A 23,263-nucleotide genomic window follows, 5' to 3' on the forward strand; every position below is an offset into this window, starting at 1 on the left:
TGCAGAGTCAACGTATGAGGGAGCGTCCGCGCCGGCTGCGCAGCACGCCGGCACTGCGCCGCCTGGTGGCCCAGACATCGCTGGAGCCCCGGCATCTGGTGTTGCCGATGTTCGTCGCCGACGGCATCGACGAACCCCGCCCCATCGCGTCCATGCCGGGCGTGGTCCAGCACACCCGCGATTCGCTGCGTGCCGCGGCCGCTGAGGCGGTGACCGCCGGCGTCGGCGGGCTGATGCTGTTCGGGGTTCCCGCGGAGGCCGACAAGGACGCCACCGGCTCGATCGGTGCCGCCCCCGACGGGGTGCTCAACACCGCGCTGCGCGACCTGGCAGCAGACCTCGGCGACGCCACCGTGTTGATGGCCGACACCTGCTTAGACGAGTTCACCGACCACGGGCACTGCGGCGTGCTGGACGAACGCGGCCGGGTCGACAACGACGCCACACTCAAACACTATGTGGAACTAGCTGTGGCGCAAGCAGATTCAGGAGCCCACGTGGTGAGCCCCAGCGGCATGATGGACGGTCAGGTGGCCGCCATCCGCGACGGGCTGGACGCCGCCGGGCACGCGCAAGTGGTGATCCTGGCGTATGCGGCCAAGTTCGCCTCGGCGTTCTACGGCCCGTTCCGCGACGCGGTGGCCTCCACACTGTCCGGCGACCGGCGCACCTACCAACAGGATCCCGGCAACGCCCGCGAAGCGCTGCGCGAAGTCGAGCTCGACCTGGCCGAAGGCGCCGACATCGTGATGGTCAAACCCGCCATGGGCTACCTGGACGTGATCGCGGCCACCGCCGCGGTGTCCTCGGTGCCGGTCGCGGCCTACCAGGTCTCCGGCGAATACGCGATGATCGCGGCGGCGGCCGCCAACGGCTGGATCGACGGGCCGGCCGCGGCGCTGGAGTCGCTGATCGGCATCCGGCGCGCCGGCGCCGACATCGTGCTGAGCTACTGGGCGGCCGAAGCGGCCGACTGGCTGGCGTGACGGGTCCGCTGACCGGGCCGCAGCCACCGGCCGCGGCCCGGCCCCCGCGACCGGCGGACGTCGACACCGGGTTCTGGCTGTGGCTGACCGCGCTGCCCCTGATGACGTGCGGCTACGTGGTGAACCTGCTGACCTCGCCGGAAGCCGCCGACGCGGGGGTGACCTACCCGATCGCGGTGTTGAGCGCGGTCGTGATCGTCGGGGTGGTGGTGACCTTCCTGATGTTGATGCGCAGCGGATACCGCTGGGCCCGCACCCTGCTCACCGGCGGCGGGGTCGCCGCGGTGGTCAACGCGGTCAGCGCGCTGTCGCACAGCGACGCCAGGCCGGGGATCGCGATCATCGTGGCGGCCACCGGGATCATCGGTTCGGTGCTGATCGCGGCGGGAGTCCTGTTGCTGCACCGCTCCGACGCCCAGTCCTACTTCGTCCGCTGAGGGCCCGGGTTAGGCTGGCCCGACATGTCTGAACCCGAGTCCACACCGCAGCCGGCACCGTTGTTCTTCGAATGCGGTGCCAGCTGGTACTGGGTGCTGTGCGGCCCGCTCTGCGCCGGGCTGCTGCTGGCCATCCAGCACTCCGGCGGCTACGGGTTCCAGCCGCTGGTTCCCAGCGTGCTGATGGTGCTGGTCTCGCTGATGCTGGCCATCCAGGTCAAGGCCGCCCGCATCCACACCTCGGTGGAACTGTCCGCGGACACCCTGCGGCAGGGCACCGAGGAGATCCGGGTCGCCGACATCCTGGCGATCTACCCGGAGGCGGAACGGCCGACCGGCTGGGGCAAGCAGGAACCGCAGAAATGGCAGGAGTCCCGCGCGCTGGGCGAGCTGAGCGGCGTGCCCCGACGCAAGGTGGGCGTCGGCCTGCGGCTGACCGGACGGCGCACCGTGCAGGCCTGGGCGCGTGACCACCGCCGGTTGCGGGCGGTGCTCACCGAGCTGATCCCCGAGACGGTTCCGCCCGACGGACCCGCCGCGACCGACACCGACGACGGATCCTCCTGGTGACCATCGCCCCGACCCTGCGGGCCGGCATCGAGTTGGTACTGGCGGTGGCGGCCGGGATCGGCGCCGCGGTGAACTGGTCGGCGGTCCGGTACCCGGTGCTGGTCGCGCCCGTCGTCGACGGGGAACCCGAAACCACCTCGATCTGCTATCACGCGCCGGCGTTGCTGCTGGTGTGGCTGTTGGCGACGGCCGCGGGCGTCTTAGCGGTGGTCGGGGTGGCGCGGCTGTGCCGCCCCCGTCCTTCGGCCCGTCACGCGCCGCGGCACTGATACCCCGCGGGGGTACCATCGGCGAGGTGATCGCCACCGATCTCGAACTGCAGGGAATGACGTGCGCGTCCTGCGCGGCGCGGGTCGAGCGCAGCCTCAACGCCCTCGACGGAGTGCACGCCACGGTGAACCTCGCCGTCGAACGGGCGCACGTCCGGCACCGGGCGGACATCTCGGCGCAGGATCTGATCCGGGCCGTGGAATCCACCGGTTACCGGGCCGCGGTCATCGGTGCGGCCCACGAGCCGCCCGTCGAGGACACCGACGTGCCGGCCGGGCGACTGCGTCCCCGCCTGGTGGCCTCGGCACTGCTGGCCGCACCGGTGCTGGCGCTCTCGATGATCCCGGCCTGGCAGTTCACCGGCTGGCAGTGGCTGGCCTTCGCGTTGACCACCCCGATCGTGGCCTGGGGCGGGTACCCGTTCCACCGTGCCGCACTGCGTACCGCCCGCCACGGCGCCGCCACCATGGATACCCTGGTGTCGCTGGGTACGGTCGCCGCCTACCTGTGGTCGGTGGTGGCCGTCGCGACCGGGACCGGGCACCTGTACTTCGAGACCGCGGCCGTGGTCACCGTCTTCCTGCTGGCCGGCCGCTACGCCGAATCGCACGCCAAACGCTCGGCCGGCGCCGCCCTGCGCGAACTACTGGAACTGGGCGCCAAGGACGCCGCGGTGCTGCGGCGCGGCGACGACGGGAAACACACCGAGGTCCGGGTGCCGATCACCGAATTGGCGGTGGGCGAGGTCATCGTGGTCCGGCCGGGTGAGCGCATCGCCACCGACGGCGTGGTGATCGACGGCGCCACCGCGCTGGACACCTCGGCGATGACCGGGGAGTCGTTGCCCGTCGACGTCACCGAAGGCGATGCGGTGCTGGGCGGTTCGCTCAACACCACCGGCCTGATCCTGGTGCGGGCCACCCGGGTGGGCGCCGACACCCAGCTGGCCCGGATGGCGCAACTGGTCACCGACGCCCAAGCCGGCAAGGCCTCGATCCAGCGACTGGCCGACCGGGTCTCGGCGGTGTTCGTGCCCGCGGTGCTGGCGATCGCGGTATCGACGCTGCTCGGTTGGCTGCTGGCCGGTGCCGCGGTGACATCGGCGTTCACCGCGGCGGTCGCGGTGCTGATCATCGCCTGCCCGTGCGCCCTCGGGCTGGCCACCCCGACCGCGATCCTGGTCGGTACCGGCCGCGGCGCGCAACTGGGCATCCTGATCAAGAACCCGCAGGTACTGGAGACCGTCAAGGACATCGACACCGTCGTGCTGGACAAGACCGGCACCGTCACCACCGGCGTCATGTCCGTCGCCGGCCTGGCGGCCGCACACGGCGAGGACCCCGACGTGGTGCTGGCCCGCGCCGCCGCCGTCGAAGCGGGTTCCGAGCATCCGATCGCGGCGGCCGTCGTCGCCGGGGCCCGGACCGCCGGCCTGTCGATCGCACCGGTCGCGGAGTTCGCCAGCCGGCCCGGCCACGGGGTGACGGGGCTGGTCGACGGTGTCCGGGTCGAGGTGGCCCGCTCGTCGGTCGCACACCAGACCGGGACGGCCGTCGAAGTCAGCTGGGACGACCGGGTGCGCGGCACGATCACCCTGTCCGACACGGTGCGGCCCAGCAGCGCCGCGGCGATCGCCGAACTCACCGCGATGGGTATCACCCCGATGCTGCTCACCGGGGACGGCGCCGTGGTGGCCCGGGCGGTCGCCGGCCGGGTCGGGATCGCCCCCGGCGACGTGATCGCCGACGTGCTGCCCACCGACAAGGCGGACGCGATCAAACGACTGCAGGCGCAGGGGCGACGGGTGGCGATGGTCGGCGACGGGGTCAACGACTCGGTGGCACTGGCCACCGCCGACATCGGTATGGCGATGGGAACCGGCACCGACGCGGCGATCGAGGCCGGTGACGTCACCCTGGTTCGTGGAGATCTTTCCACCGTTCCGACCGCATTGCGGCTTTCCGCGCGTACGCTGCGGATCATCCGGCAGAACCTCATCTGGGCGTTCGGCTACAACGTCGCGGCGATACCGCTCGCGGCGGCCGGGATGCTCAACCCGATGATCGCGGGCGCGGCGATGGCCGCCTCGTCGGTTCTGGTGGTGACGAACAGCCTGCGGCTGCGGGCATTTCGGTAGACCGAAGGAGAACTCGGATGAGGATCATCGTTGCCGCCGGTATCGCTGCCGGCGCGTTGGCGTTCGCCGCCCCCGCAATGGCGGACCCCGCGGATCCGGGCCCGTTCAGCCCCGCCGACTGCACCGCCGAAGCCGGTGCGGTCTGCACGGCGGGAACCGCCGGCCCGGACGCCCTGCTGGGCCCGGCCGACACGAACATCCCGTTGAGTCCGGTCGACCTGGACGCCCCGGCCGTCGTCGACGACCCGGCACATCCGGATCACCCGGCGAACGTCAACAACCCGTTCAACCCGGCGAACCCGATCTACATGCCCTGGTAGGCCCGAGCCGTCGGACGGGTGAGCGGTCAGGAATCCAGCCAGGCCAGCTGAGCCGGCAACTGCGCACGCCAATAGTCGACGTCGTGGCCGCCGGGGGCGAACCCGCCCGCCGGCGGCGGGTTGAGCTGACCGATGAAACTCTTTGTCGCATAGGCGAAACTGTCACTGGTTCCACAGTCCACCCGCAGCGGGAACGGCGCCAGCCGCGGCGCCAGGTTGAACACCGAGTTGGTCCGCCAGTCATCGACGCTGTCGAACGCCCCGGCGGGTGCGCCGAAATAAGTCATGTAGATCGCCGGGCTGATCGCGCAGATCCCCGCGGTGCGGGCCAGCCCCAGCCGGGTGCCCAGCAGCAGTGCGCCGTAGCCGCCCATCGACCAGCCCATGAATCCGACCCGGCTGATGTCGATGCCCTTCTCCGGCAACATCGGAAGCAGTTCGCCGAGCACCATCGCACCGGCGTCCTCACCGGAGCTGTGCCGGCGCCAGTAGGTGTTGCCGCCGTCGACGGCCACCACCGCGAACGGCGGCCGGCCCGCCTCGGTGAGCCGCGCCAGCTCCTCCTCGACACCCAGATCCATCACCCAGTTCGCGTCGCCGTCCTTGCAGTGCAGCGCGATCACCGGCCGCAGCGGTCGGGTCTGCCCCGGCGGGCGGGCGATGATCCAGTTGGTCTCCACCCCGCCGCGGGCCGCCGACACGAACGACCCGGATTCCCGGGTCGGATAGCTGGCGCCGGTCGCCCGCGACTCGGTCGGGCGCCATGCGGTACCCGCCCCGAACAGACCTACAGCCCCCGCGGCGCCGACCCCGAGGCGCAGAGCAGCCCGGCGGGTCAGATCAGCCATGCCCACCATCATCACCCGGGTGCCGGGCCGCATCGGACCGTCGGACCGGGCTGCGATCAGGTTGATACGGGTTCGTTAGGAAAATCGGGCGCCGGCGGGTGGCCGAACTGCGCCCGGAACGCCTCCACCGTGTAGCCGGCGACGGTGGCCTCGCCGAGCGCACGCACCGTCGCCGAACGCGGAATCCGCACCATCGGTCCGAGCTGCCCGGCATAGTCGTCGGGCTTACCGATCCGCAGCAGCCCGTCGCCGGCACCGGCCGACTCCGGGGCGATCTCCACCTCGCCGTCGGTCACCACGTAGATCAGGTCCTCCACGGTGCCCTGCTCCAACAGCACCGAACCGGGCCCCAATCGCACCGGCGCCTGTGTGGGGCGGGTCGGGACGGCGGTCGGCGACAGCTGGATCACGATGTCGGCCAGCGGCACGATCCGGGTGTCGTGGGTGGCCACCACCACGACGCGGTCACCGGCGGCCAGCACCCGCAGCAGCTGCACCACCTCGCCGGCCCGGACGTAATCCAGTTGCGCGGTCGGCTCGTCGGCCAGGATCAACGGCGGATCCAGCGCCAGTGCCCGGGCCACCGCCACCCGCTGCTGCTGCCCGCCGGACAGCTGCCCGGGCCGGTGATGGGTCCGATCGGCCAGACCCACCCGGGACAACAGATCCCGGGCGCGTTCGGTGGCGGCCCACTGCGTCCAGCCGGCCGCCCACATCGGCACCATCACGTTCTCCAGCGCGGTCAGGCTCGGCACCAGGTTGAACGCCTGGAACACGATCCCGACGGTGCGGCGCCGGTATGCGGTGATCTCCCGCCGGCTCAGCCCGGTGACGTCGGTGGCGCCGAACTGGATCTGGCCGCCGGTCGGGCTCAGGATGCCGCCCAGACACGACAGCAGGGTGGTCTTGCCGCAGCCGCTGGGGCCGAGCACCACCACCAGTGACCCGGCCGGCACGTCCAGGCTCAGCCCGTGAATGGGCCGGATCGGCTCCCCACCGGCCGAGGCGTACTCGATGACCAGGTCACGGATTCGCAGGTCGCCCATGACTCACGGCCCCCCGAACGCCAGCACCGGGTCGACGGTGACCGCATGCCGCAGCCCCGCCAGACTGGCCAGCAATCCGATGCCGACCGCGGTCAGCACCAGCAGCAGAAACGACGAGCCGGTCACCGCCACCAGCATCGGAAACAGCGGGCCGATCGCCACCGCCAGCAGCCCGCCCAGCACCGCCGCGGCCACGGCGACGGCGACGGCCTGCAGCGCCAATCCGGCCAGCACCATCCAGGTCGTCACGCCCAGCGCCTTGAACACCGCGAAGTCCCGGGTGCGTTCCAGCGCCGACAGGTAGATCAGCGAGCCCACGATCAGCGCGGCCACTCCCCACAGCAGCACCGACATGTACGACAGGGCCATCTGGGCTCCCGCCAGCGGGCGCACCATGTCGTCGACGGCCGCGGTCCGGTCCACCACCCGGAACCCGTCCGGCACCCGGTCCGGAGTGCCCCGCAGGCCGATCGCGGAGGTCACCGGCTGCCCCGAATACATCAGTCGCTGCGCGCCCGCGACGGTCAGGAAGCCGTTGGGCTGGCCGGCCAGCGTCGTCGACTTCTCCACCAGTCCGACGATCCGCAGTTTGCTCGCGCCCAACTCGATCTGGTCGCCGACGTGCCGCTTGAGGGTGGTCGACATCGCGATCTCGTTGGGCTCGGTCGGCGCCCGGCCGGCGGTCAGCGGCGGCATCGCGGCCTTGGGCACCCCGTAGACGTTGACGTTCAGCGGCGATGCGCCGTCCTGCAGGATGGTGTTGCCGTAGACGACGGGCAGCGCCGCGGTCACGCCGGGAAGCCGGGCCACGTCACCGGCCTCGGTCTGCGGGAATCGGGACGACCCCATGAACGGGCCCACCGCGGCGGTCTGAATCAGGTAGCCGTCGATGTTCAGCGAGTCGACCACGTGCTCGGCTTCGACCCGGAATCCGTGCGTCAGCCCCGCCAGCACCAGCGTCAGCGCGAACACCATCGCAGTACCCACCGCGGCGACGACGAACCGGCGCAGTCGCCACTGCAGGTCGCGCAACGCGGTGATCAACATCCGCACCGCCGAATGCTATCGCCCCGGCCTGCGTGCGCATCGGTCGCGGCGATGCCGAACCGGCCGGGCCAAATCAGGAATATTGGGCCAACCGGGTGGTTTTGGGTTACAAATACACTCACGCCGGTGTCGTGAGACCGGTAGTACGCCCAGGGAGGGGGTCGGTGATGGATTACGCGGCCCTACCGCCGGAGATCAACTCGATGCGCCTCTACACCGGGCCCGGTTCCGCGCCGATGCGCGCCGCGGCCGCCGCCTGGGGTGCGGTCTCCGCCGAACTGCATGCGGCCATCGCCTCCTATGAGTCGGTGATCTCCGAACTGACCGGCCAGGCCTGGCAGGGTCCTGCCTCGCTGGCACTGTCGCGGGCCGCGTCGCTCTACATCGGCTGGATGACGGCGACCGCGACCCTGGTCGAGCAGACCACCGCGCAGGCCAACGCGGCCGCGGCGGCCTACGACGCGGCGCACAGCGCCACGGTGCCGCCGACGGTGGTGGCCGCCAACCGCGCCCAGTTGATGCTGCTGATCGCCACCAACGTGCTGGGCACCAATACCGCGGCGATCGCCGCCACCGAGGCCGCCTACGGCGAGATGTGGGCCCAGGACGCCGCCGCCATGTACGCCTACGCCGCGGCGTCGGCCGCCGCCACCGGACTGGCGCCGTTCCAGGAACCGCCGCAGACCAGCAACCCGGCCGGGCCGATCGGGCAGGCCGCGTCCGTCGGGGCTGCCGAGGCCACCTCGTCCTCGTCGGACGTGCAGTCGCTGCTGGGGCAACTGGCGTCGGGGATGTTCGGAACGCAGCAGAACTCGTTGCTGCAGTCGGCGGCGTCCACGCTGCCCGGCTCGGCGGCGCCGCTCGACGACTTGTTCACGTTTCCGAGCCTGACCGACATCTTCGGGCTGAACGCGATCTCCGCGGTGGCGTTGGCGCTGGCCGCCGGGGCGTGGTCGTCGGCGGATGCCAGCACCCGGGAGATCCTCAACGAGCAGGATCGGCTGGAACAGGTGGAGTACGAGATCTTGCACGCCATCGACCTGTTCTCGCCGTTGACCCCGTCCCGGCCGGGGGGCTTCATCGGCGACGCGCTGTCGTCGGCGAACACCGTGTCGATGTCGGCGTCGATGGGGGAGGCGATCTCGGCCGGGAACCTGTCGGTGCCGATCAACTGGGCGGCCAACGCACCGGAGATCCGCACGCTGAACTACACCACGCCGCTGGCCGGCCCGGCCGGAGCCGCAGCGGCACCGGCGGCATCGCTGGCCGGCATGGGCACCGCGTTCAGTCAGATGGCGCTGGCCGGTATGGGCGGCAGTGCGCTGGCGGGGTCGGTCAGCCGCGGGCGCGGCGGTCCCGACGCCAATGCGTCGGCGCGGGTCCAGATGCCGCAGCGGGCGGCGGGTGACCCGGCCGCCGCTGCCCGGTCCGACGGCACCGACGGCGGCGACGGCGCGGAGGGAACGCCGCAGATGGGGATCGCCGCGGAGATCCGCGAATTCGCCGAGCTGCGCGACCGTGGATTGATCACCAACGACGAGTACAACGAGCAGAAGATGCGACTGCTGGGACGCTGACTCCCAGGCGCAACTGCGGATCTTTTCAGCTTTACGCTCCGCTCTTGTGGCAGCGCATTTCGCTGATTAGGCTCCCGATATTGCCTGCGCAAGGTCAGGGGGACCGGTCTGTTGAGCACGAATCGCAACCGCAGAAGTCGTCGAACGCTTGGTTCGGCGAGCACGGTGGGGGTCTTCCTCGCGCTGGGCCTGACACCGCCCGCGCACGCCGACATCGACGACGTGTTCGACCAGTTCTTCGACATGATGAGCGTGACTGCGACACCCGCCGATGCCACGGACGCGCTGGACCTGTCGCAGGTGATCGGCAACGACCTCTACACCTGGGCGTCGGTGGTGGAAGTCGTCGTCGCCGGGCTGTTCCAGAACCAGCTCTACGCGACCATCCACGACCTCGGTGAGCTGTGGATCCAGGGGCCGGGCCTGCTGATCGACCCGCTGATCAACCCGCTGTTCGCGTTCGACGGTGCCTGCGGCCTGATCTGCAACGGCATCGCGGGCACGGCCGAGCACCCCGACGGCGGCGACGGCGGGTGGCTGTTCGGCGACGGCGGCCACGGCTACAACCCGGGCGCCTCGCAGGACAGCGAACTCGGGGTGGCCGGCGGCGACGGCGGCGACGCCAAGATGATCGGCAACGGCGGCTGGGGCGGCGACGGCGGCGCCGGCGCGGACGGCGGAATCGGTGGTACCGGCGGCTGGCTGCTGGGCAACGGCGGCGACGGCGGCTGGGGCGGCGACGGGCTCGACAGCATCTCCGGCACCGCGGGCAACGGCGGCGCCGGCGGGCTGGGCGGCGACGCCATCTCGCTGTTCGGTGCCGGCGGCCGCGGCGGCGACGGCGGGGACGGCGGCTGGGGCAACGACGGCGGCGACGGCGGCAACGGGGGCGACGCCGGGGACGGCGGTAACGCGGTGGCCGGCTTCGGCGGGCCCGGCGGTGCCGGCGGCTACGGCGGCAACGGCGGTGCGGGCACCGCCGATCACCCCGCCGGCGGTAACGGCGGCGACGGGGGTGCCTCCGGTAACGCCGGTGACCTGGTGATCTTCGGCAACGCCGGGCCGGGCGGCTTCAGTGCCCCGGGCGGCAACGGCGGTGACGGTCTGGCCGGATCGCCCGAGGGCAACGGCGGCAACGGCGGCCGCGGCGGTGACAGCGGTTCCGGCGGCGCCGGCGGCAACCCCAGCCATGCGCGCGCCGGTGGCGTCGGCGGCAACGGGGGCGCGGCGGGTTCGCCCACCGCCACCGCCGGTAACGGCGGCGACGGCGGTAACGGCGGCGACGGTATGAACGGCAATCCCGATCGCGGTGAAGCCGGCGGTGGTGGCCCCGGCGGCAACGGGGGCGCCGGCGGCGCCGGGACGGCGGCCCACCCCGACGGCGGGGCCGGCGGGCGCGGCGGCGACGGCGGCGACGCCGGTGTGGGTAACGCCACCGCCGGCGGCGGAGCGGGCGGTACCGGTGGTCCCGGGGGAGCGGGGGCCGGTTCCGGTGCGCCCGGGCCGACCGGCGCGTCGGGCAGTCCCGGGCAGGCCGGCCCGGTCGAATCCGGCGGCTGAGCCCGCGACGGACTCAGCTCGGTTCCCGCGGACCTTTCGGCGGTGCCCAGGTGTGCGGCAGCATCGGCACCGCCGGCCCCTCGCCTTCGGTGGAAGTGGTGGTCAAACCCGTTACGGCAGAATCGGTTTCCTGTCGCACCGTACCCGGGAAGCCCAACGGCCCGGCGCCCTGATCGGCGGCCAGGGCGTCCGTCGGATCCAGGTATTCGTAGCGGTCGCCGTGGTCTACCCGCCGCTCGCGATGCCGGCGTCGCCGCGTCCGCCCGCCCGCGGCGACCCCGGCCGTCGCGGCCGCCGGGGTGGCGCTGCGCTGCGCTCGGGCGGCGGCCGGCGCGGGCATGGTCGCGCCCGCACCGAAGGTCGGGCCGCCGCCGACCAGATACGGCACGAACGCCGCTTCGGCCCCGGTGACCGGCAGCGGCATCGCCGGTGCGGGGATGACGCCGGTGGTCGGAGCCAGGGTCGGGGGAGCCATGGCCGGTGGGGCCGCGGCGGCCGGGGCCGCCGGCGCGGCGGTCGGTGCCGTGGTGACGGCGGGTGCCGGGGCCGGCGCCGGCACCGGAGCGGGCGGCACCGGTGCGCCGGCGCCCACCGCCCCCAGCCCCGCCACGCCGGCGAGGCCCGCCAGTGGGGCGGCCGGAAAGACCAGGCCGAGCATGGTCTCGGTCAGCGACGTGACCGTCGGCGCGAGCCCCAGCACGATCTCCCCGGCGTAGTGCGGCGCGATCGTCATCAGCACCGGATCGGTGATCAGTCGGGTGATGATCCCGGCCGGGTTGCCCTCGGTGATGTCGGCCTGGATGGCCTCGTTGATCTCGGCGATCCGGGTGGTCCACCAACTCTCCTGGAAGATGTTGCCGAAGTCCTGGGTGGGGGCCTGGTCGGTGCGGTGCTGGTGATCGCGGTGCTGCGGCGGATCGGGATTGAGCACCGTCGGCGCCGTCGCGGCCGCCGGAGACGACGCCACCGCCGCGCCGGCCACCGATTGATAGGTCGACATGGTGGTGGCGGCCTGCACCCACATCCTGGTGTAGTCCGCCTCGTTGAGTGCGATCGGAATCGCGTTTATCCCAAAGAAATTCGTGGCCTCCAGCACCGCATGAACGGCATGGTTGGCGGCCAGTTCGGCCAGGGTGGGCATGGCCGCGACCGCGGCGGTGTAGGCGGCGGCCGCGATCTGGTGTCCGGTCGCCAGCGTGGTGCTGTTCGCGCCGGCTTGCGTCAGCCAGGCCAGATACGGCACGTTCGCCGCCACATAGGATTCCGCGCTGGGCCCCTGCCAGGAACCGGCCTGCACCGCCGAAAGCATCTCCGAGAGTTCTTGCGCCACAGCGGAATACTCCGCGCTCAGTCCGGCCCACATCTCGGCGGCGGCCAGCAGTGGCCCGGCGCCCGGACCGCTGCTCAGCAAGGCCGAGTGCACCTCCGGTGGTGAGGCCATCCAGATCGGCTCCGTCATCGCCGCCTTCCGTACGCGATCATTATTCGGAGCATAATCCGTAAATCGCACGAAATTCCTGTAAGTTTCCTCCGAATGCGGAGATGATGACGGCATCTGTCCGCAGATATGGAAGTTCAGATCGCGGCGCGGTTCACCGCGCGGGCAGGCGCACCAGAAAGCCGCTCATGAGCAGGCTGCGGACCAGCTCGATCTGCTGGGCCGGCGACAGCCCCGGCAGCTCACCCACCCGGAACTCCGCGCTGCTCGCCGACAGGAAACGCATCGCGGCCTCATGGTCGGTGCGCGCGGTGACCAGCAGCTGGGCGAACTGCAGACCGACCCCGTCGGCGGTCGCGGTCACCCGCGAGTACAGCGGCTGCTGCTTGCGCACCAGGGTCTGCGCGTCGATGTCCACCGTGTCGGAGACCCGGCCGACAGTCGGGCAGCGGCCGCGCCGCACCAGCAGGTCCTGCATCGCCGCCAAACCGTCACCCAGCAGCTCCGGCGCGCCCAGCGCCGCCAGCCCGCCGTCGACCAGGGCACCCAGTTCCGCGCGGGCCGACGGATCGTCCAGATGCCGGGCCGGCAGCCGGGTGTGCAGGGCGTCGTCGCGCAGGCTGGCCGCCTGCAACAGGTGCGTCAACACGGTCAGCACGGTCGGCACGTGGATGCCGACGGTCAGGTGCACCGAGGGCTGTGCCGCCGTCTCGGCCGAATGCACCGACCCGCGCGGCAGATACAGGGTGTCGCCGGTCGCCAGGTGCAGCCGGCTCGGCGCGGGCAGTGCGGCGGGGTCCACCTCGTGCAGTTGCTGCATCCGGTGCGGCGGCACCGCGGCGTCCCCGTAGCGGAACCAGGTCTTGGCGCCGTGGACCTGCAGCACCAGCACGTCGTGATGGTCGTAGTGCGGCAGGAACCCGGTGGCGTGCGGCGGCGTGATGTAGGCGTTGACGTGCGTCGGGAAGTTCAGCTCGACCTCGATGCCGTGGGTCAGCGTCGACATCGCCCGCAGGTGCCGCTCGATGTTGTTGCAGATGATCGTGAAGCCCTCTGCGGCCGCCGCCCGCACCCGCGCGATGTCCAGGGTGCCGTCGGGCCGGGTGTAGTGCGCCGGTTCCCGGTGCTCGGCGCCACGCACCAGACGCACCGCGGTCGGCTCGGCGCGCAGCGCCGTCAGCAGGTGCTCGGCCGCCGACGGCCCGTCCAGCAGCGGGGCGAAATAGTCGGCCCGGTCCCGCGCGATGTGGTGCGGTCCGGCGCCCCACAGCTCGTCGAGGAACGTCGGCACCGGGACCGGCGCCAACAGCCAGGCCAGGGAAATCTCGGTGTTCGGCACCGGGCTCAAACGCGGGTGAGCAACAACGTGTGCGGCACCCCGGCACGCCCGAGCAACTGACGCCAGGGCGCCTTCAACAGCGGCAGCGCGTCGCCGGTGGGCACCACCTGCGGGTCGGTGACCGCGAACGTCTTCCCGCCGACCGTCACCCGCCCGCCGTCGGCGGCCTGCAGGTTGCGCACCCAGTCCCGGCGGGTCCCGTACGGCAGCAGCACCGCGACCCCGTCGGCGGTGCGGAACATCGAGACCGGGGTGCGGTAGACCGCGCCGGAACGCCGGCCGGTGTGCTCGACGATCGACCACATCGGCACCAGGCCGCAGATCGGACGGAACAGCGGATTGACCACCGCCCGGTTGAAGCGGGCGCGCCGATCGGAGAACCGCACCGCTCAGCCCTGCCTGGACAGCAGGACGGCCTGCTCGAACGGCAGCCGGGCGAAGACCCTGCGGGCCCCCGGGCTGACGTAGGCGGCGGCCTCGGCCTTGCTCACCACCCGCGGGTCGGTCACGCCGAAGGTCTTACCGTGCCGGCGCATCCGGGCGCTGCCGGCGGCGGTGATGTTCTTCAACCAGTCCCGGTCCGGGCCGTAGGTCAACAGGATCGCCACCCCCGGCCGGCCGTCCTCAGAGGTGCCGAACACCGTCAGGGGAGTCCGGTAGGGCTTCCCGGAGCGCCGCCCGACGTGCTCGAGGATCCCGAACGACGGAGCCCAACCCGCCCACATCCGCTGGATCGGATTGGTGACATACCGGTTGAACCGGGCCAGTCGCTGCGGAAGTTGCATGCCACCCATCCAACTCCGGGCGCCGAGCCACTTCAACCCTCAACTACACCCTGTAGTCGATCGATGCCGCGCGAGCTGGGACACTGGTCGTCGTGGGTAATGCGGATCGTGCCACAGCGGTGTCGGAGAAACTGTTCGCCGAGGCGTGCGCGGTGATCCCCGGCGGCGTCAACTCGCCGGTGCGGGCCTTCTCCGCGGTGGGCGGCACACCCCCCTACCTCGCCGAAGGCCAGGGCTGCTGGCTGACCGACGTCGACGGCAACCGTTACGTGGACCTGGTCTGCTCCTGGGGGCCGATGATCCTCGGCCACGCCCACCCCGCGGTGGTCGACGCGGTCCGCACCGCGGTCGGATCCGGCCTGTCGTTCGGCGCGCCGACCCGCGGCGAGACCGAACTGGCGGCCGAGGTCATCGCCCGGGTGCCGGCCGTGCAGAAGCTCCGGCTGGTCAACTCCGGCACCGAGGCCACCATGAGCGCGCTGCGGCTGGCCCGCGGCTTCACCGGCCGATCCAAGGTCGTCAAGTTCTCCGGCTGCTACCACGGCCACGTCGACGCCCTGCTGGCCGACGCCGGCTCCGGGGTGGCCACCCTGGGCCTGCCGTCATCGCCGGGCGTCACCGGCGCCACCGCCGCCGACACCATCGTGCTGCCCTTCAACGACCTCGACGCGGTGCGCGGCGCCTTCGCCGAATTCGGCGACCAGATCGCCGCCGTCATCACCGAGGCCAGCCCCGGCAACATGGGGGTGGTGCCACCGGCGCCCGGCTTCAACGCCGCGCTGCGGGAGATCACCGCCGCACACGGTGCGCTGCTGATCATCGACGAGGTGATGACCGGCTTCCGGGTCAGTGCGAGCGGCTGGTACGGCCTGGACCCGGTGGACGCCGACCTGTTCACCTTCGGCAAGGTCATCAGCGGCGGCATGCCGGCCGCGGCGTTCGGCGGGCGCGCCGAGGTGATGGACCGGCTGGCACCGCTGGGCCCGGTGTATCAGGCCGGCACGCTGTCGGGGAACCCGGTGGCCACCGCCGCCGGACTGGCCACCCTGCGCGCCGCCGACGCCGCCGTGTACGCGACGTTGGACGCCAACGCCGACCGGCTGACCGCACTGCTGGCCGAGGCGCTGACCGACGCCGATGTGCCGCACCGGATTCCGCGGGCCGGAAACATGTTCAGCGTGTTCTTCACCGACTCGCCGGTCACCGATTTCGCCGCCGCCCGGGCCAGTGCGACCTGGCGGTACCCGGCGTTCTTCCACGCGCTGCTCGACGCCGGTGTCTATCTGCCGTGCAGTGCTTTCGAAGCGTGGTTCGTCTCGGCCGCGCTCACCGACGAAGCCTTCGAGCGGATCGCCGCCGCGCTACCCAGGGCGGCTCAAGCGGCCCGCGACGCAACCCAGGAGTCGTAACGCCGATGGCCGAACACACCCGCGTCCACCTGATCCGCCACGGCGAGGTCCACAACCCCGACGGCATCCTGTACGGCCGACTGCCCGGCTTCCGGCTCTCCGAGACCGGCCGGGCCCAGGCCGTCGCCGCCGCCGAACTGCTCGCCGACAGCGACGTCGTGGCGGTGATCGCCTCGCCGCTGCAGCGCGCCCAGGAGACCGCCGCCCCGATCGCCGCCCGACACAACCTGGTCATCGACACCGACGAGGACCTGATCGAGTCCGCCAATTTCTTCGAGGGCAAGCGTGTTTCGCCCGGTGACGGTGCCTGGCGCAGCCCGCGGTTCTGGTGGCAGCTGCGCGACCCGTTCACGCCGTCGTGGGGCGAGCCCTACGCGCAGATCGCCGCGCGGATGGCCGCCGCGGTGGACAAGGCCCGGGCACGCGCCGTCGGCCGCGAGGTGGTGTGCGTCAGCCACCAGCTGCCGGTGTGGACCGCACGCCAGCACCTGACCGGCAACCGGCTCTGGCACGACCCGCGCAAACGGGAGTGCGGCGTGGGGTCGGTGACCACGCTGATCTACGACGGTGATCGTCTCGTCGACGTCGATTACCGGGTTCCGGCCGGCGGTTGACGATGCGGGCGATGCTGATCGCCGGGGCGGCGTTGGCCGCCCTGCTCTCCGGCTGCGCGGTCGGCGACGACGCCGTCACCCACGGCGGCACGTTCGAATTCGTCTCGCCCGGCGGGATGACCGACATCTTCTACGACCCGCCGTCCGACCGCGGCACCCCCGGCCCGATCTCCGGGCCCGACCTGATGGACACCGCACGCACCGTGGGCGTCGACGACTACCCCGGCCAGGTCGTCGTCGTCAACGTGTGGGGACAGTGGTGCGGCCCGTGCCGCAGCGAAATCGGCCAGCTGCAAAAGGTTTACGACGCCACCCGGTCGAAGGGGGTGGCGTTTCTGGGCATCGACGTCCGCGACCCCGCCCCGCAGGCGCCCCGCGACTTCATCAAAGACCGCCGGGTCACCTACCCGTCCATCTACGACCCGGCGATGCGCACCATGATCGCGTTCGGCGGCCGCTACCCGTCGTCGGTGATCCCGGCGACCATGGTGCTCGACCGGCAACACCGGGTGGCCGCGGTGTTCCTGCGCGAGGTGCTCGCCGAAGACCTGCAGCCGGTGGTGGAGCGGCTCGCGGCCGAGGCGGGCGAAAGCACCGGGGCGGCGCCGTGAGCGGGCTGACCGCCACCGCCACCACCGGCCCCCTGCTGGTGGCCGTGGCGGTATCGGCGCTGGCCGGGCTGGTGTCGTTCGCCTCGCCGTGCGTGGTGCCGCTGGTGCCCGGCTACCTGTCCTACCTGGCGGCCGTGGTCGGCGTCGACGAACGGCCCGACGCCGGCACCCAGCGGGTCCCGGCCGGGGCGCGGTGGCGGGTGGCGGGCTCGGCGGCGTTGTTCGTCGCCGGATTCACCGCGGTGTTCCTGCTCGGCTCGGTGGCCGTGCTGGGCATGACCACCACGTTGATCACCAACCAGACGCTGCTGCAGCGCATCGGCGGTGCGGTGACGATCCTGATGGGCCTGGTGTTCATCGGCTTCGTGCCGGCCCTGCAGCGGCAGGTCCGCTTCACCCCGCAGCAACTGTCCACCGTGGTCGGGGCGCCCCTGCTGGGGGCGGTCTTCGCGCTCGGGTGGACGCCGTGCCTGGGGCCGACACTGACCGGCGTGATCGCGGTCGCCTCGACCACCGACGGCGCCGGGGTGGCCCGCGGGGTGGTGCTGGTGATCGCCTACTGCCTGGGCCTGGGCATCCCGTTCGTGGCGCTGGCGTTCGGTTCGGCCAGCGCGGTGGCGGGGCTGGGCTGGCTGCGCCGGCACACCCGGGCCATCCAGATCGCCGGCGGCGTGCTGCTGATCGCGGTCGGAATCGCCCTGGTCACCGGTGCGTGGGAGCACTTCGTGGCCGCCGTCCGCGACGGGCTGGTCTCCGACGTGAGGCTGCCGATCTGATGGCCGTTTCCTCCCCGCGTGCGATTCTGCGGCTGCTCGGCGGGAAAGCCCGCAACACCTGGCGGGCGCTGACCTCGATGGGCACCGCCCTGGTGCTGCTGGTGCTGCTGGCCCTGGCCGCGGTCCCCGGTGCACTGCTGCCGCAGCGCAGCCTCAACGCGAGCAAGGTCGACGAATACCTGGCACTACATCCGGTGCTGGGCCCGTGGCTCAACCGCCTGCAAGCGTTCGATGTCTTCTCCAGCTTCTGGTTCACCGCCATCTACGTGCTGCTGTGCATATCGCTGATCGGCTGCCTGACCCCGCGCACCCTCGACCACCTGCGCAACCTGCGGGCGGTCCCGGTCGCCGCGCCGCGCAACCTGACCCGGCTGCCCAAGCACGCCGCGACGCAGCTGACCGGTGATGCCGAACAACTCGGCGCGCAGCTGGCGGGCCGACTGGGCGGCTGGCGGACCATCACGCGGCGGTCCGACGACGCCACCGGCACCGTCGAGGTGTCCGCGGAGAAGGGCTACCTGCGCGAGTTCGGCAACCTGATCTTCCACTTCGCGCTGCTGGGATTGCTGGCCTCGGTGGCCGCCGGCCGACTCTTCGGCTACGAGGGCAACGTGATCGTGATCGCCGACGGCGGCCCCGGATTCTGTTCGGCGTCGCCGGCGGTGTTCGACTCCTTCCGCGCCGGTGCCACCGTCGACGGAACCAAGCTGCACCCGATGTGCGTGCGGGTCAACGACTTCACCGCCGACTACCTGCCGACCGGTCTGGCCACCTCGTTCACCGCGAACATCGACTATCAGATCGGCGACGACCTGCGCACCGGCCACTGGCGGCCCTACCAGTTGGAGGTCAACCACCCGCTGCGGGTCGACGGTGTGCGGGCCTACCTGCAGGGCCACGGTTACGCCCCCACCTTCACCGTGATCTTCCCGGACGGCCAGACCCGCACCCAGACCCTGCAGTTCCGCCCCGACAATCCGCTGACGCTGCTGTCGTCGGGCGCCATGCGCTTCGACCCGCCGGCCGGGGTGTACCCGGACGCCGACGAGCGCCGCAAACACCAGATCGGCATCCAGGGACTGTTCGCACCCACCGAACATCTCGACGACAAGCTGCTGTCCTCGGCGTTCCCCGCGATGGACGACCCCGCGGTCGCCATCGACGTCTACCGCGGCGACACCGGTCTGGACACCGGCCGGCCGCAGGCGCTGTTCATCCTGGACTCGCGATTGATCGAGCAGAAACGGCTGACCAAGGTGGCCCGGTCCAACCTCAAAGCCGGTGAGGAGATCCGCCTCGACGACGGCACCCGGGTGCGGTTCGACGGCGCCGTGCCGTTCGTCAACATCCAGCTGTCGCACGATCCCGCCGAGATCTGGGTGCTGGTGTTCGCGATGACGATGATGGCGGGCCTGGTGGTGTCGCTGGTGGTGCGCCGCCGCCGGATCTGGATCCGGATCGCCCCCGCCGGGCCGGCCGGTACGGTGAACGTCGAGCTGGGCGGGTTGGCTCGCACCGACAACTCCGGCTGGGGTGACGAGTTCGAGCGATTGCAGACCCGACTGTTCGGCAAGGAGGCCTAGAGGTGAACACGACGCATATCGACGTCGCGCTGGCGCGCTACTCCGACTGGGCCTTCACCTCCGCGATGGTGGTGCTGGTGCTGGCGTTGCTGCTGCTCGCGGTCGAATTGGCCTACAGCCGCTCCCGGGCACCCGCCGAGGCCGAACTGGTGGCGGCCGGCGCGGTGGGCGCCGACAGCATCACCCCCGGGGTGGTGGCGGCGCCGCCACAGCGATCCTTCGGCGAGCGGGCCGGCCGCGCCGGGCTGGCCCTGGTCTACCTGGGCATCGCACTGCTGCTGGCCTGCATCGTGCTGCGCGGCGCGGCGACCCTGCGCCCGCCGTGGGGCAACATGTACGAGTTCATCAACCTGACGTGCTTCTCCGGGCTGGCGGCGTCGGCCGTTGCCCTGCGCCGGCCGCAGCACCGCAGCCTGTGGGTGTTCGTGCTGCTGCCGGTGCTGATCATGCTGACGGTCTCCGGGCGCTGGCTCTACGCCACCGCGGCACCGGTGATGCCCGCCCTGCAGTCCTACTGGCTGCCCATCCACGTCTCGGTCGTCAGCATCGGATCCGGGGTCTTCCTGGTCGCCGGGGTGGCCAGCATCCTGTTCCTGCTGCGCTCGTCGCGGCTCAGCGATCCCGACACCCCGGGTGCCCTGGCCCGCATGGTGCGTCGACTGCCCGACGCGCAGGCCCTGGACCGCATCGCCTACCGGACCACCATCTTCGCCTTCCCGGTCTTCGGATTCGGGGTGATCTTCGGGGCGATCTGGGCCGAAGGCGCGTGGGGCCGGTACTGGGGCTGGGACCCCAAGGAGACGGTCTCCTTCGTCGCGTGGATCGTCTACGCGGCCTACCTGCATGCCCGCTCCACGGCCGGGTGGCGGGACTACAAGGCCGCCTGGATCAACGTCGTCGGCTTCGCCGCGATGATCTTCAACCTGTTCTTCGTCAACCTGGTGACCGTCGGATTGCACTCCTACGCCGGGGTCGGCTAACCCAGCTGTCAGTTTCCTTTATGGCTGCTGCGCTACCCTGCCGATAACGACGTCCATTGAGGACCTATCTAGCGTGACGGGGAGACGCCAGTGACCGACCAAGCACCCGGTGAAGCCACTACGGGCCGCGACGTGACGGATCATCCGACCACTCAGTTCCAGCCGTATCAGCCCGGTGACACGCCCACCGAAGGTGTTCCGGGCGGCTCGGCCGGTGCCGACACCGGGGCGTTCGCGCCACAGGCCGAGGCCCCCGACACGCGGTCGTTCGGCGGCTTCCGCACCGAGCGCCGGTTCGCCGATCCGGTCGACCCGTGGCCGGCGGCCCCGGCCGACGCCGCGACCCAGCAGCAGGCCTGGAACCCCGCCCCGGCGCCGACCTGGGTTCCGCAACCGATGGAGAACCCGGCTCCGGTCTACTACGGCGGCAACACCGGCGCCGGGCAGGGCCCGCAGCGTGCCGGCGACTCCATCGCCCCGTTCTCGGACCTGTCCACCACGTCGCTGCTGCGGCAGGTCAAGCCACCGCCGACGACGGGGTGGCGCCGACTGCTCTACGTGCTCTCCGGCCAGCTGATCAACGTCGGCGAGAGCCCGCGCACCGCCCGCTTCAACGACCTGGTGGTGCAGGTGAACCGGCCGCTGCAGGGCTGTCACCGGATCGCGGTGCTGTCGCTGAAGGGCGGCGTCGGCAAGACCACGATCACCGCCACCCTGGGCGCCACCTTCGCCTCCATCCGCGGCGACCGGGTGGTGGCCGTGGACGCCAACCCCGACCGCGGCACGCTGAGCCAGAAGGTGCCGATGGAGACCCCGGCGACGGTGCGGCATCTGCTGCGCGACGCCGACGGCATCCAGCGCTACAGCGACGTCCGCAGCTACACCAACCAGGGACCCAGCCGGCTGGAGGTGCTGGCCTCGGAGACCGACCCCGCGGTGTCGGAGGCGTTCAGCGCCGAGGACTACGCCCGCACACTGCAGGTGCTGGAGCGCTTCTACAGCCTGGTGCTGACCGACTGCGGGACCGGGCTGATGCACTCGGCGATGTCGGCGGTGCTGGCCAAGGCCGACACCATGATCGTGGTCAGTTCCGGTTCGGTCGACGGTGCGCGCAGCGCCTCGGCCACCCTGGACTGGCTCGACGCCCACGGCCACGAGGACTTGGTGCGGAACTCGATCGCGGTGATCAACGCGGTGCGGCCGCGCTCCGGCAAGGTCGACATGCAGAAGGTCGTCGACCACTTCTCCCGGCGCTGCCGTGCGGTGCGGCTGGTGCCGTTCGATCCGCACCTCGAAGAAGGCGCGGAGATCGACATGATGCGGCTCAAGCGTGAGACCCGCGAGGCGCTGGTCGAGCTGGCGGCGGTGGTGGCCGAGGCGTTCCCCGGCGACGACCGGTTCAACCAGCACTTCGTGTAGGTCGGCGAACCGGTATCCGGTCGGCTACGGCTGATTGTCGCCGTGGCTGATGCGCCAGAGGAATTCCGGATCGTCGTCCGGGCCGATCACACGCGTCCGCGGCCGTTCGCGGGTGGCACGCAGGGCGACGTAGAACAGCATTCCGAAGCCCACGGCGAGGAGCAGGTAGAGCACTCGCGACACCTCCTGGCGCCGAATATACCGTGAGCGGCTGCGGCGCGGTTGCGGCCCGCCAGTAGGGTGGACAACCGTGACGACAAGTCGGGCTCAGCTGGGCCGTGCGGTAGTCGATGTGATGGTCTATACGGCCGCTCGGTTGGCGCTGGTGGTTGCGTTGACGGCGGTGATCGCCGGGGTGGGCCGACTGATCGGGCTGACCGATTTCCCGCTGATCGTCGCGGCGATGTTGGCGTTGGTCGTGGCGCTGCCGCTGGGGATGTGGCTGTTCACGCCGCTGCGTAAGCGGGCCAACGAGAGCCTGTCCGAGGCGGGCGAGCGCCGGCGCCGGGAGCGCGCGGAGCTGCAGGCCCGCCTGCGCGGCGAGTAGCCCCCTTTTTCTCCCGTTGACTCTGCGCTCAGGGCGCAGAAGTGCGAGTAGCTACCGCCCTGGCTGCAGAATCAACGGAGGGACAGCGCCGTCGCCTCCGCGATCGCCCACACCAGCATGGTCAACCCCGTGTCGCGAAGCACCGGGATCAGCGCGACGCCGCCCCGCCCGGTGCGCACCGGCGCGGCGGCCCGCAGCGCCAGCGGGGTGGCGAGAAGCCCGGCCGCGCACCACGGCGTGGCCCGCATCAGCGCCAGCGTCAACACCGCGGCGACGGCGATCAGCAACTGGAACAGCACCCGGGTGCGGGCATCACCGAGGCGCACCGCCAGGGTGATCTTGCCCGCGGGCTTATCGGTGGCGATATCCCGCAGATTGTTGGCGACCAGCACCGCCGACGACAGCGCCCCGATCCCGATCGCCAGCGCCCCGCCGACCCAGTCCACCCGCCCCGCCTGGGTGTACTGGGTGCCCAGCACCGCGACCAGCCCGAAGAACACGAACACCGCGATCTCGCCGTAGCCGGCATAACCGTAGGGCCGCGATCCGCCGGTATACAGCCAGGCCCCGGCGATGCAGACCGCGCCCACCGCCAGCAGCCACGGCGCGCTGACCAACGCCAGCGCCAGACCGGCCAGTGCGCCCACCGACAGTGCGACGATCGCCGCGGTCAGCACCGCCCGCGGCGACGCCACTCCCGAGCCCACCAGCCGCAGCGGGCCGGTGCGGTCGTCGTCGGTACCGCGGATGCCGTCGGAGTAGTCGTTGGCGAAGTTCACCCCGATGATCAGGGCCACCGCGACCGCCAACGCCAGCAGGGCCTTCCACCACACCGCCCCGCCCAGCCAGGCCGCGGCGCCGGTCCCGGCGATTACCGGGGCGATCGCGTTGGGCAGGGTACGGGGACGAGCCCCCTCGATCCACTGTGAAAAGCTGGCCACAGCACGATCCTTGCACGTGGGAG

25 protein-coding genes are annotated in these 23,263 nt (G+C 71.6%); 16 read left to right on the forward strand and 9 right to left on the reverse strand.

What is annotated here, in order from left to right:
• Positions 1 to 14: 14 nt before the first annotated feature.
• The 6 genes from hemB to RCP38_RS02280 are packed head-to-tail and all read left to right on the forward strand — an operon-like array spanning position 15 to position 4,720.
• Positions 15 to 986, forward strand: coding sequence for a porphobilinogen synthase (hemB, locus tag RCP38_RS02255; protein WP_308475352.1), 972 nt, complete (start codon positions 15 to 17; stop codon positions 984 to 986).
• On the forward strand, positions 983 to 1,423 hold the full coding sequence (locus RCP38_RS02260; protein ID WP_308475353.1) for a hypothetical protein: 441 nt from the start codon (positions 983 to 985) through the stop codon (positions 1,421 to 1,423). Before hemB ends, RCP38_RS02260 begins: the two co-directional genes overlap by 4 nt.
• 24 nt (positions 1,424 to 1,447) lie before the next feature.
• A complete protein-coding gene (locus RCP38_RS02265) occupies positions 1,448 to 1,993 on the forward strand; it encodes a hypothetical protein (protein ID WP_308475354.1) in 546 nt (181 codons plus the stop codon).
• Positions 1,990 to 2,262: a hypothetical protein gene (locus tag RCP38_RS02270; RefSeq protein WP_373692427.1), complete on the forward strand. Its 273-nt coding sequence runs from the start codon at positions 1,990 to 1,992 to the stop codon at positions 2,260 to 2,262. The genes RCP38_RS02265 and RCP38_RS02270 overlap by 4 nt, the downstream gene beginning before the upstream one ends.
• A 56-nt stretch (positions 2,263 to 2,318) precedes the next feature.
• Positions 2,319 to 4,400, forward strand: a complete 2,082-nt coding sequence (locus tag RCP38_RS02275; protein ID WP_308477025.1) for a heavy metal translocating P-type ATPase — start codon at positions 2,319 to 2,321, stop codon at positions 4,398 to 4,400.
• Positions 4,401 to 4,417: 17 nt separating this feature from the next.
• Complete coding sequence (locus RCP38_RS02280) at positions 4,418 to 4,720, forward strand: hypothetical protein (RefSeq protein ID WP_308475355.1); 303 nt, start codon at positions 4,418 to 4,420, stop codon at positions 4,718 to 4,720.
• A 26-nt stretch (positions 4,721 to 4,746) separates the two neighbouring features.
• On the opposite strand, the gene RCP38_RS02285 is transcribed toward RCP38_RS02280, so the two are convergent.
• From RCP38_RS02285 to RCP38_RS02295, 3 genes are read right to left on the reverse strand one after another with little or no spacing between them, the layout of a single operon-like run.
• Complete coding sequence (locus tag RCP38_RS02285; RefSeq protein WP_308477026.1) at positions 4,747 to 5,580, reverse strand: alpha/beta hydrolase; 834 nt, start codon at positions 5,578 to 5,580, stop codon at positions 4,747 to 4,749.
• Positions 5,581 to 5,624: 44 nt separating this feature from the next.
• On the reverse strand, positions 5,625 to 6,614 hold the full coding sequence (locus RCP38_RS02290; RefSeq protein ID WP_308475356.1) for an ABC transporter ATP-binding protein: 990 nt from the start codon (positions 6,612 to 6,614) through the stop codon (positions 5,625 to 5,627).
• Between the two features lie 3 nt (positions 6,615 to 6,617).
• Positions 6,618 to 7,661 carry an ABC transporter permease gene (locus RCP38_RS02295; RefSeq protein WP_308477027.1) on the reverse strand — a complete coding sequence of 348 codons (1,044 nt, stop codon included), beginning with the start codon at positions 7,659 to 7,661 and terminating at the stop codon, positions 6,618 to 6,620.
• 167 nt (positions 7,662 to 7,828) lie between these two features.
• Between RCP38_RS02295 and RCP38_RS02300 the strand changes: the two genes are divergently transcribed.
• Together RCP38_RS02300 and RCP38_RS02305 are read left to right on the forward strand one after the other, a co-directional pair.
• Positions 7,829 to 9,238, forward strand: coding sequence for a PPE family protein, SVP subgroup (locus RCP38_RS02300; RefSeq protein ID WP_308475357.1), 1,410 nt, complete (start codon positions 7,829 to 7,831; stop codon positions 9,236 to 9,238).
• A gap of 165 nt (positions 9,239 to 9,403) precedes the next feature.
• The gene (locus tag RCP38_RS02305; RefSeq protein WP_308475358.1) at positions 9,404 to 10,798 is read left to right on the forward strand and encodes a PGRS repeat-containing protein; all 1,395 of its coding nucleotides are present in this window, start codon (positions 9,404 to 9,406) and stop codon (positions 10,796 to 10,798) included.
• Between the two features lie 13 nt (positions 10,799 to 10,811).
• Here RCP38_RS02305 and RCP38_RS02310 read toward each other — a convergent pair whose 3' ends face one another.
• From RCP38_RS02310 to RCP38_RS02325, 4 genes are all read right to left on the reverse strand, one after another.
• Positions 10,812 to 12,257, reverse strand: a complete 1,446-nt coding sequence (locus RCP38_RS02310; protein ID WP_308475359.1) for a PPE family protein — start codon at positions 12,255 to 12,257, stop codon at positions 10,812 to 10,814.
• 133 nt (positions 12,258 to 12,390) lie between these two features.
• Positions 12,391 to 13,575 (reverse strand): JmjC domain-containing protein, encoded by a 1,185-nt coding sequence (locus tag RCP38_RS02315; protein ID WP_308475360.1) that lies wholly within the window; start codon positions 13,573 to 13,575, stop codon positions 12,391 to 12,393.
• Between the two features lie 5 nt (positions 13,576 to 13,580).
• Complete coding sequence (locus tag RCP38_RS02320; RefSeq protein WP_308475361.1) at positions 13,581 to 13,961, reverse strand: nitroreductase family deazaflavin-dependent oxidoreductase; 381 nt, start codon at positions 13,959 to 13,961, stop codon at positions 13,581 to 13,583.
• A 3-nt stretch (positions 13,962 to 13,964) separates the two neighbouring features.
• A complete protein-coding gene (locus RCP38_RS02325) occupies positions 13,965 to 14,360 on the reverse strand; it encodes a nitroreductase family deazaflavin-dependent oxidoreductase (protein ID WP_308475362.1) in 396 nt (131 codons plus the stop codon).
• Positions 14,361 to 14,452: 92 nt separating this feature from the next.
• Between RCP38_RS02325 and hemL the strand changes: the two genes are divergently transcribed.
• The 7 genes from hemL (at position 14,453) to RCP38_RS02360 (ending at position 21,752) form a co-directional block, all read left to right on the forward strand.
• Positions 14,453 to 15,769: a glutamate-1-semialdehyde 2,1-aminomutase gene (gene hemL, locus RCP38_RS02330; RefSeq protein ID WP_308475363.1), complete on the forward strand. Its 1,317-nt coding sequence runs from the start codon at positions 14,453 to 14,455 to the stop codon at positions 15,767 to 15,769.
• Between the two features lie 5 nt (positions 15,770 to 15,774).
• Positions 15,775 to 16,383 (forward strand): histidine phosphatase family protein, encoded by a 609-nt coding sequence (locus tag RCP38_RS02335; RefSeq protein ID WP_308475364.1) that lies wholly within the window; start codon positions 15,775 to 15,777, stop codon positions 16,381 to 16,383.
• Between the two features lie 2 nt (positions 16,384 to 16,385).
• Complete coding sequence (locus tag RCP38_RS02340; protein ID WP_308475365.1) at positions 16,386 to 16,994, forward strand: TlpA disulfide reductase family protein; 609 nt, start codon at positions 16,386 to 16,388, stop codon at positions 16,992 to 16,994.
• Complete coding sequence (locus RCP38_RS02345) at positions 16,991 to 17,770, forward strand: cytochrome c biogenesis CcdA family protein (protein ID WP_308475366.1); 780 nt, start codon at positions 16,991 to 16,993, stop codon at positions 17,768 to 17,770. The genes RCP38_RS02340 and RCP38_RS02345 overlap by 4 nt, the downstream gene beginning before the upstream one ends.
• The gene (locus tag RCP38_RS02350) at positions 17,770 to 19,353 is read left to right on the forward strand and encodes a cytochrome c biogenesis protein ResB (RefSeq protein WP_308475367.1); all 1,584 of its coding nucleotides are present in this window, start codon (positions 17,770 to 17,772) and stop codon (positions 19,351 to 19,353) included. The genes RCP38_RS02345 and RCP38_RS02350 overlap by 1 nt, the downstream gene beginning before the upstream one ends.
• Before the next feature lie 65 nt (positions 19,354 to 19,418).
• A complete protein-coding gene (gene ccsB / locus RCP38_RS02355) occupies positions 19,419 to 20,333 on the forward strand; it encodes a c-type cytochrome biogenesis protein CcsB (protein ID WP_373692491.1) in 915 nt (304 codons plus the stop codon).
• Positions 20,334 to 20,423: 90 nt separating this feature from the next.
• The gene (locus RCP38_RS02360) at positions 20,424 to 21,752 is read left to right on the forward strand and encodes a MinD/ParA family ATP-binding protein (RefSeq protein WP_308475369.1); all 1,329 of its coding nucleotides are present in this window, start codon (positions 20,424 to 20,426) and stop codon (positions 21,750 to 21,752) included.
• 24 nt (positions 21,753 to 21,776) lie between these two features.
• Here the strand turns inward: RCP38_RS02360 and RCP38_RS02365 are convergent, their stop codons facing one another.
• Positions 21,777 to 21,926 (reverse strand): hypothetical protein, encoded by a 150-nt coding sequence (locus tag RCP38_RS02365; protein ID WP_308475370.1) that lies wholly within the window; start codon positions 21,924 to 21,926, stop codon positions 21,777 to 21,779.
• A gap of 121 nt (positions 21,927 to 22,047) precedes the next feature.
• Between RCP38_RS02365 and RCP38_RS02370 the strand changes: the two genes are divergently transcribed.
• Complete coding sequence (locus RCP38_RS02370; protein WP_308477028.1) at positions 22,048 to 22,299, forward strand: DUF4229 domain-containing protein; 252 nt, start codon at positions 22,048 to 22,050, stop codon at positions 22,297 to 22,299.
• 71 nt (positions 22,300 to 22,370) lie between these two features.
• Here RCP38_RS02370 and RCP38_RS02375 read toward each other — a convergent pair whose 3' ends face one another.
• Positions 22,371 to 23,240 carry a 1,4-dihydroxy-2-naphthoate polyprenyltransferase gene (locus RCP38_RS02375; RefSeq protein ID WP_308475371.1) on the reverse strand — a complete coding sequence of 290 codons (870 nt, stop codon included), beginning with the start codon at positions 23,238 to 23,240 and terminating at the stop codon, positions 22,371 to 22,373.
• Between the last annotated feature and the right edge of the window lie 23 nt (positions 23,241 to 23,263).

The sequence above is a fragment of the Mycolicibacter sp. MU0083 genome, assembly GCF_963378075.1.
Lineage (GTDB): Bacteria > Actinomycetota > Actinomycetes > Mycobacteriales > Mycobacteriaceae > Mycobacterium > Mycobacterium kokjensenii.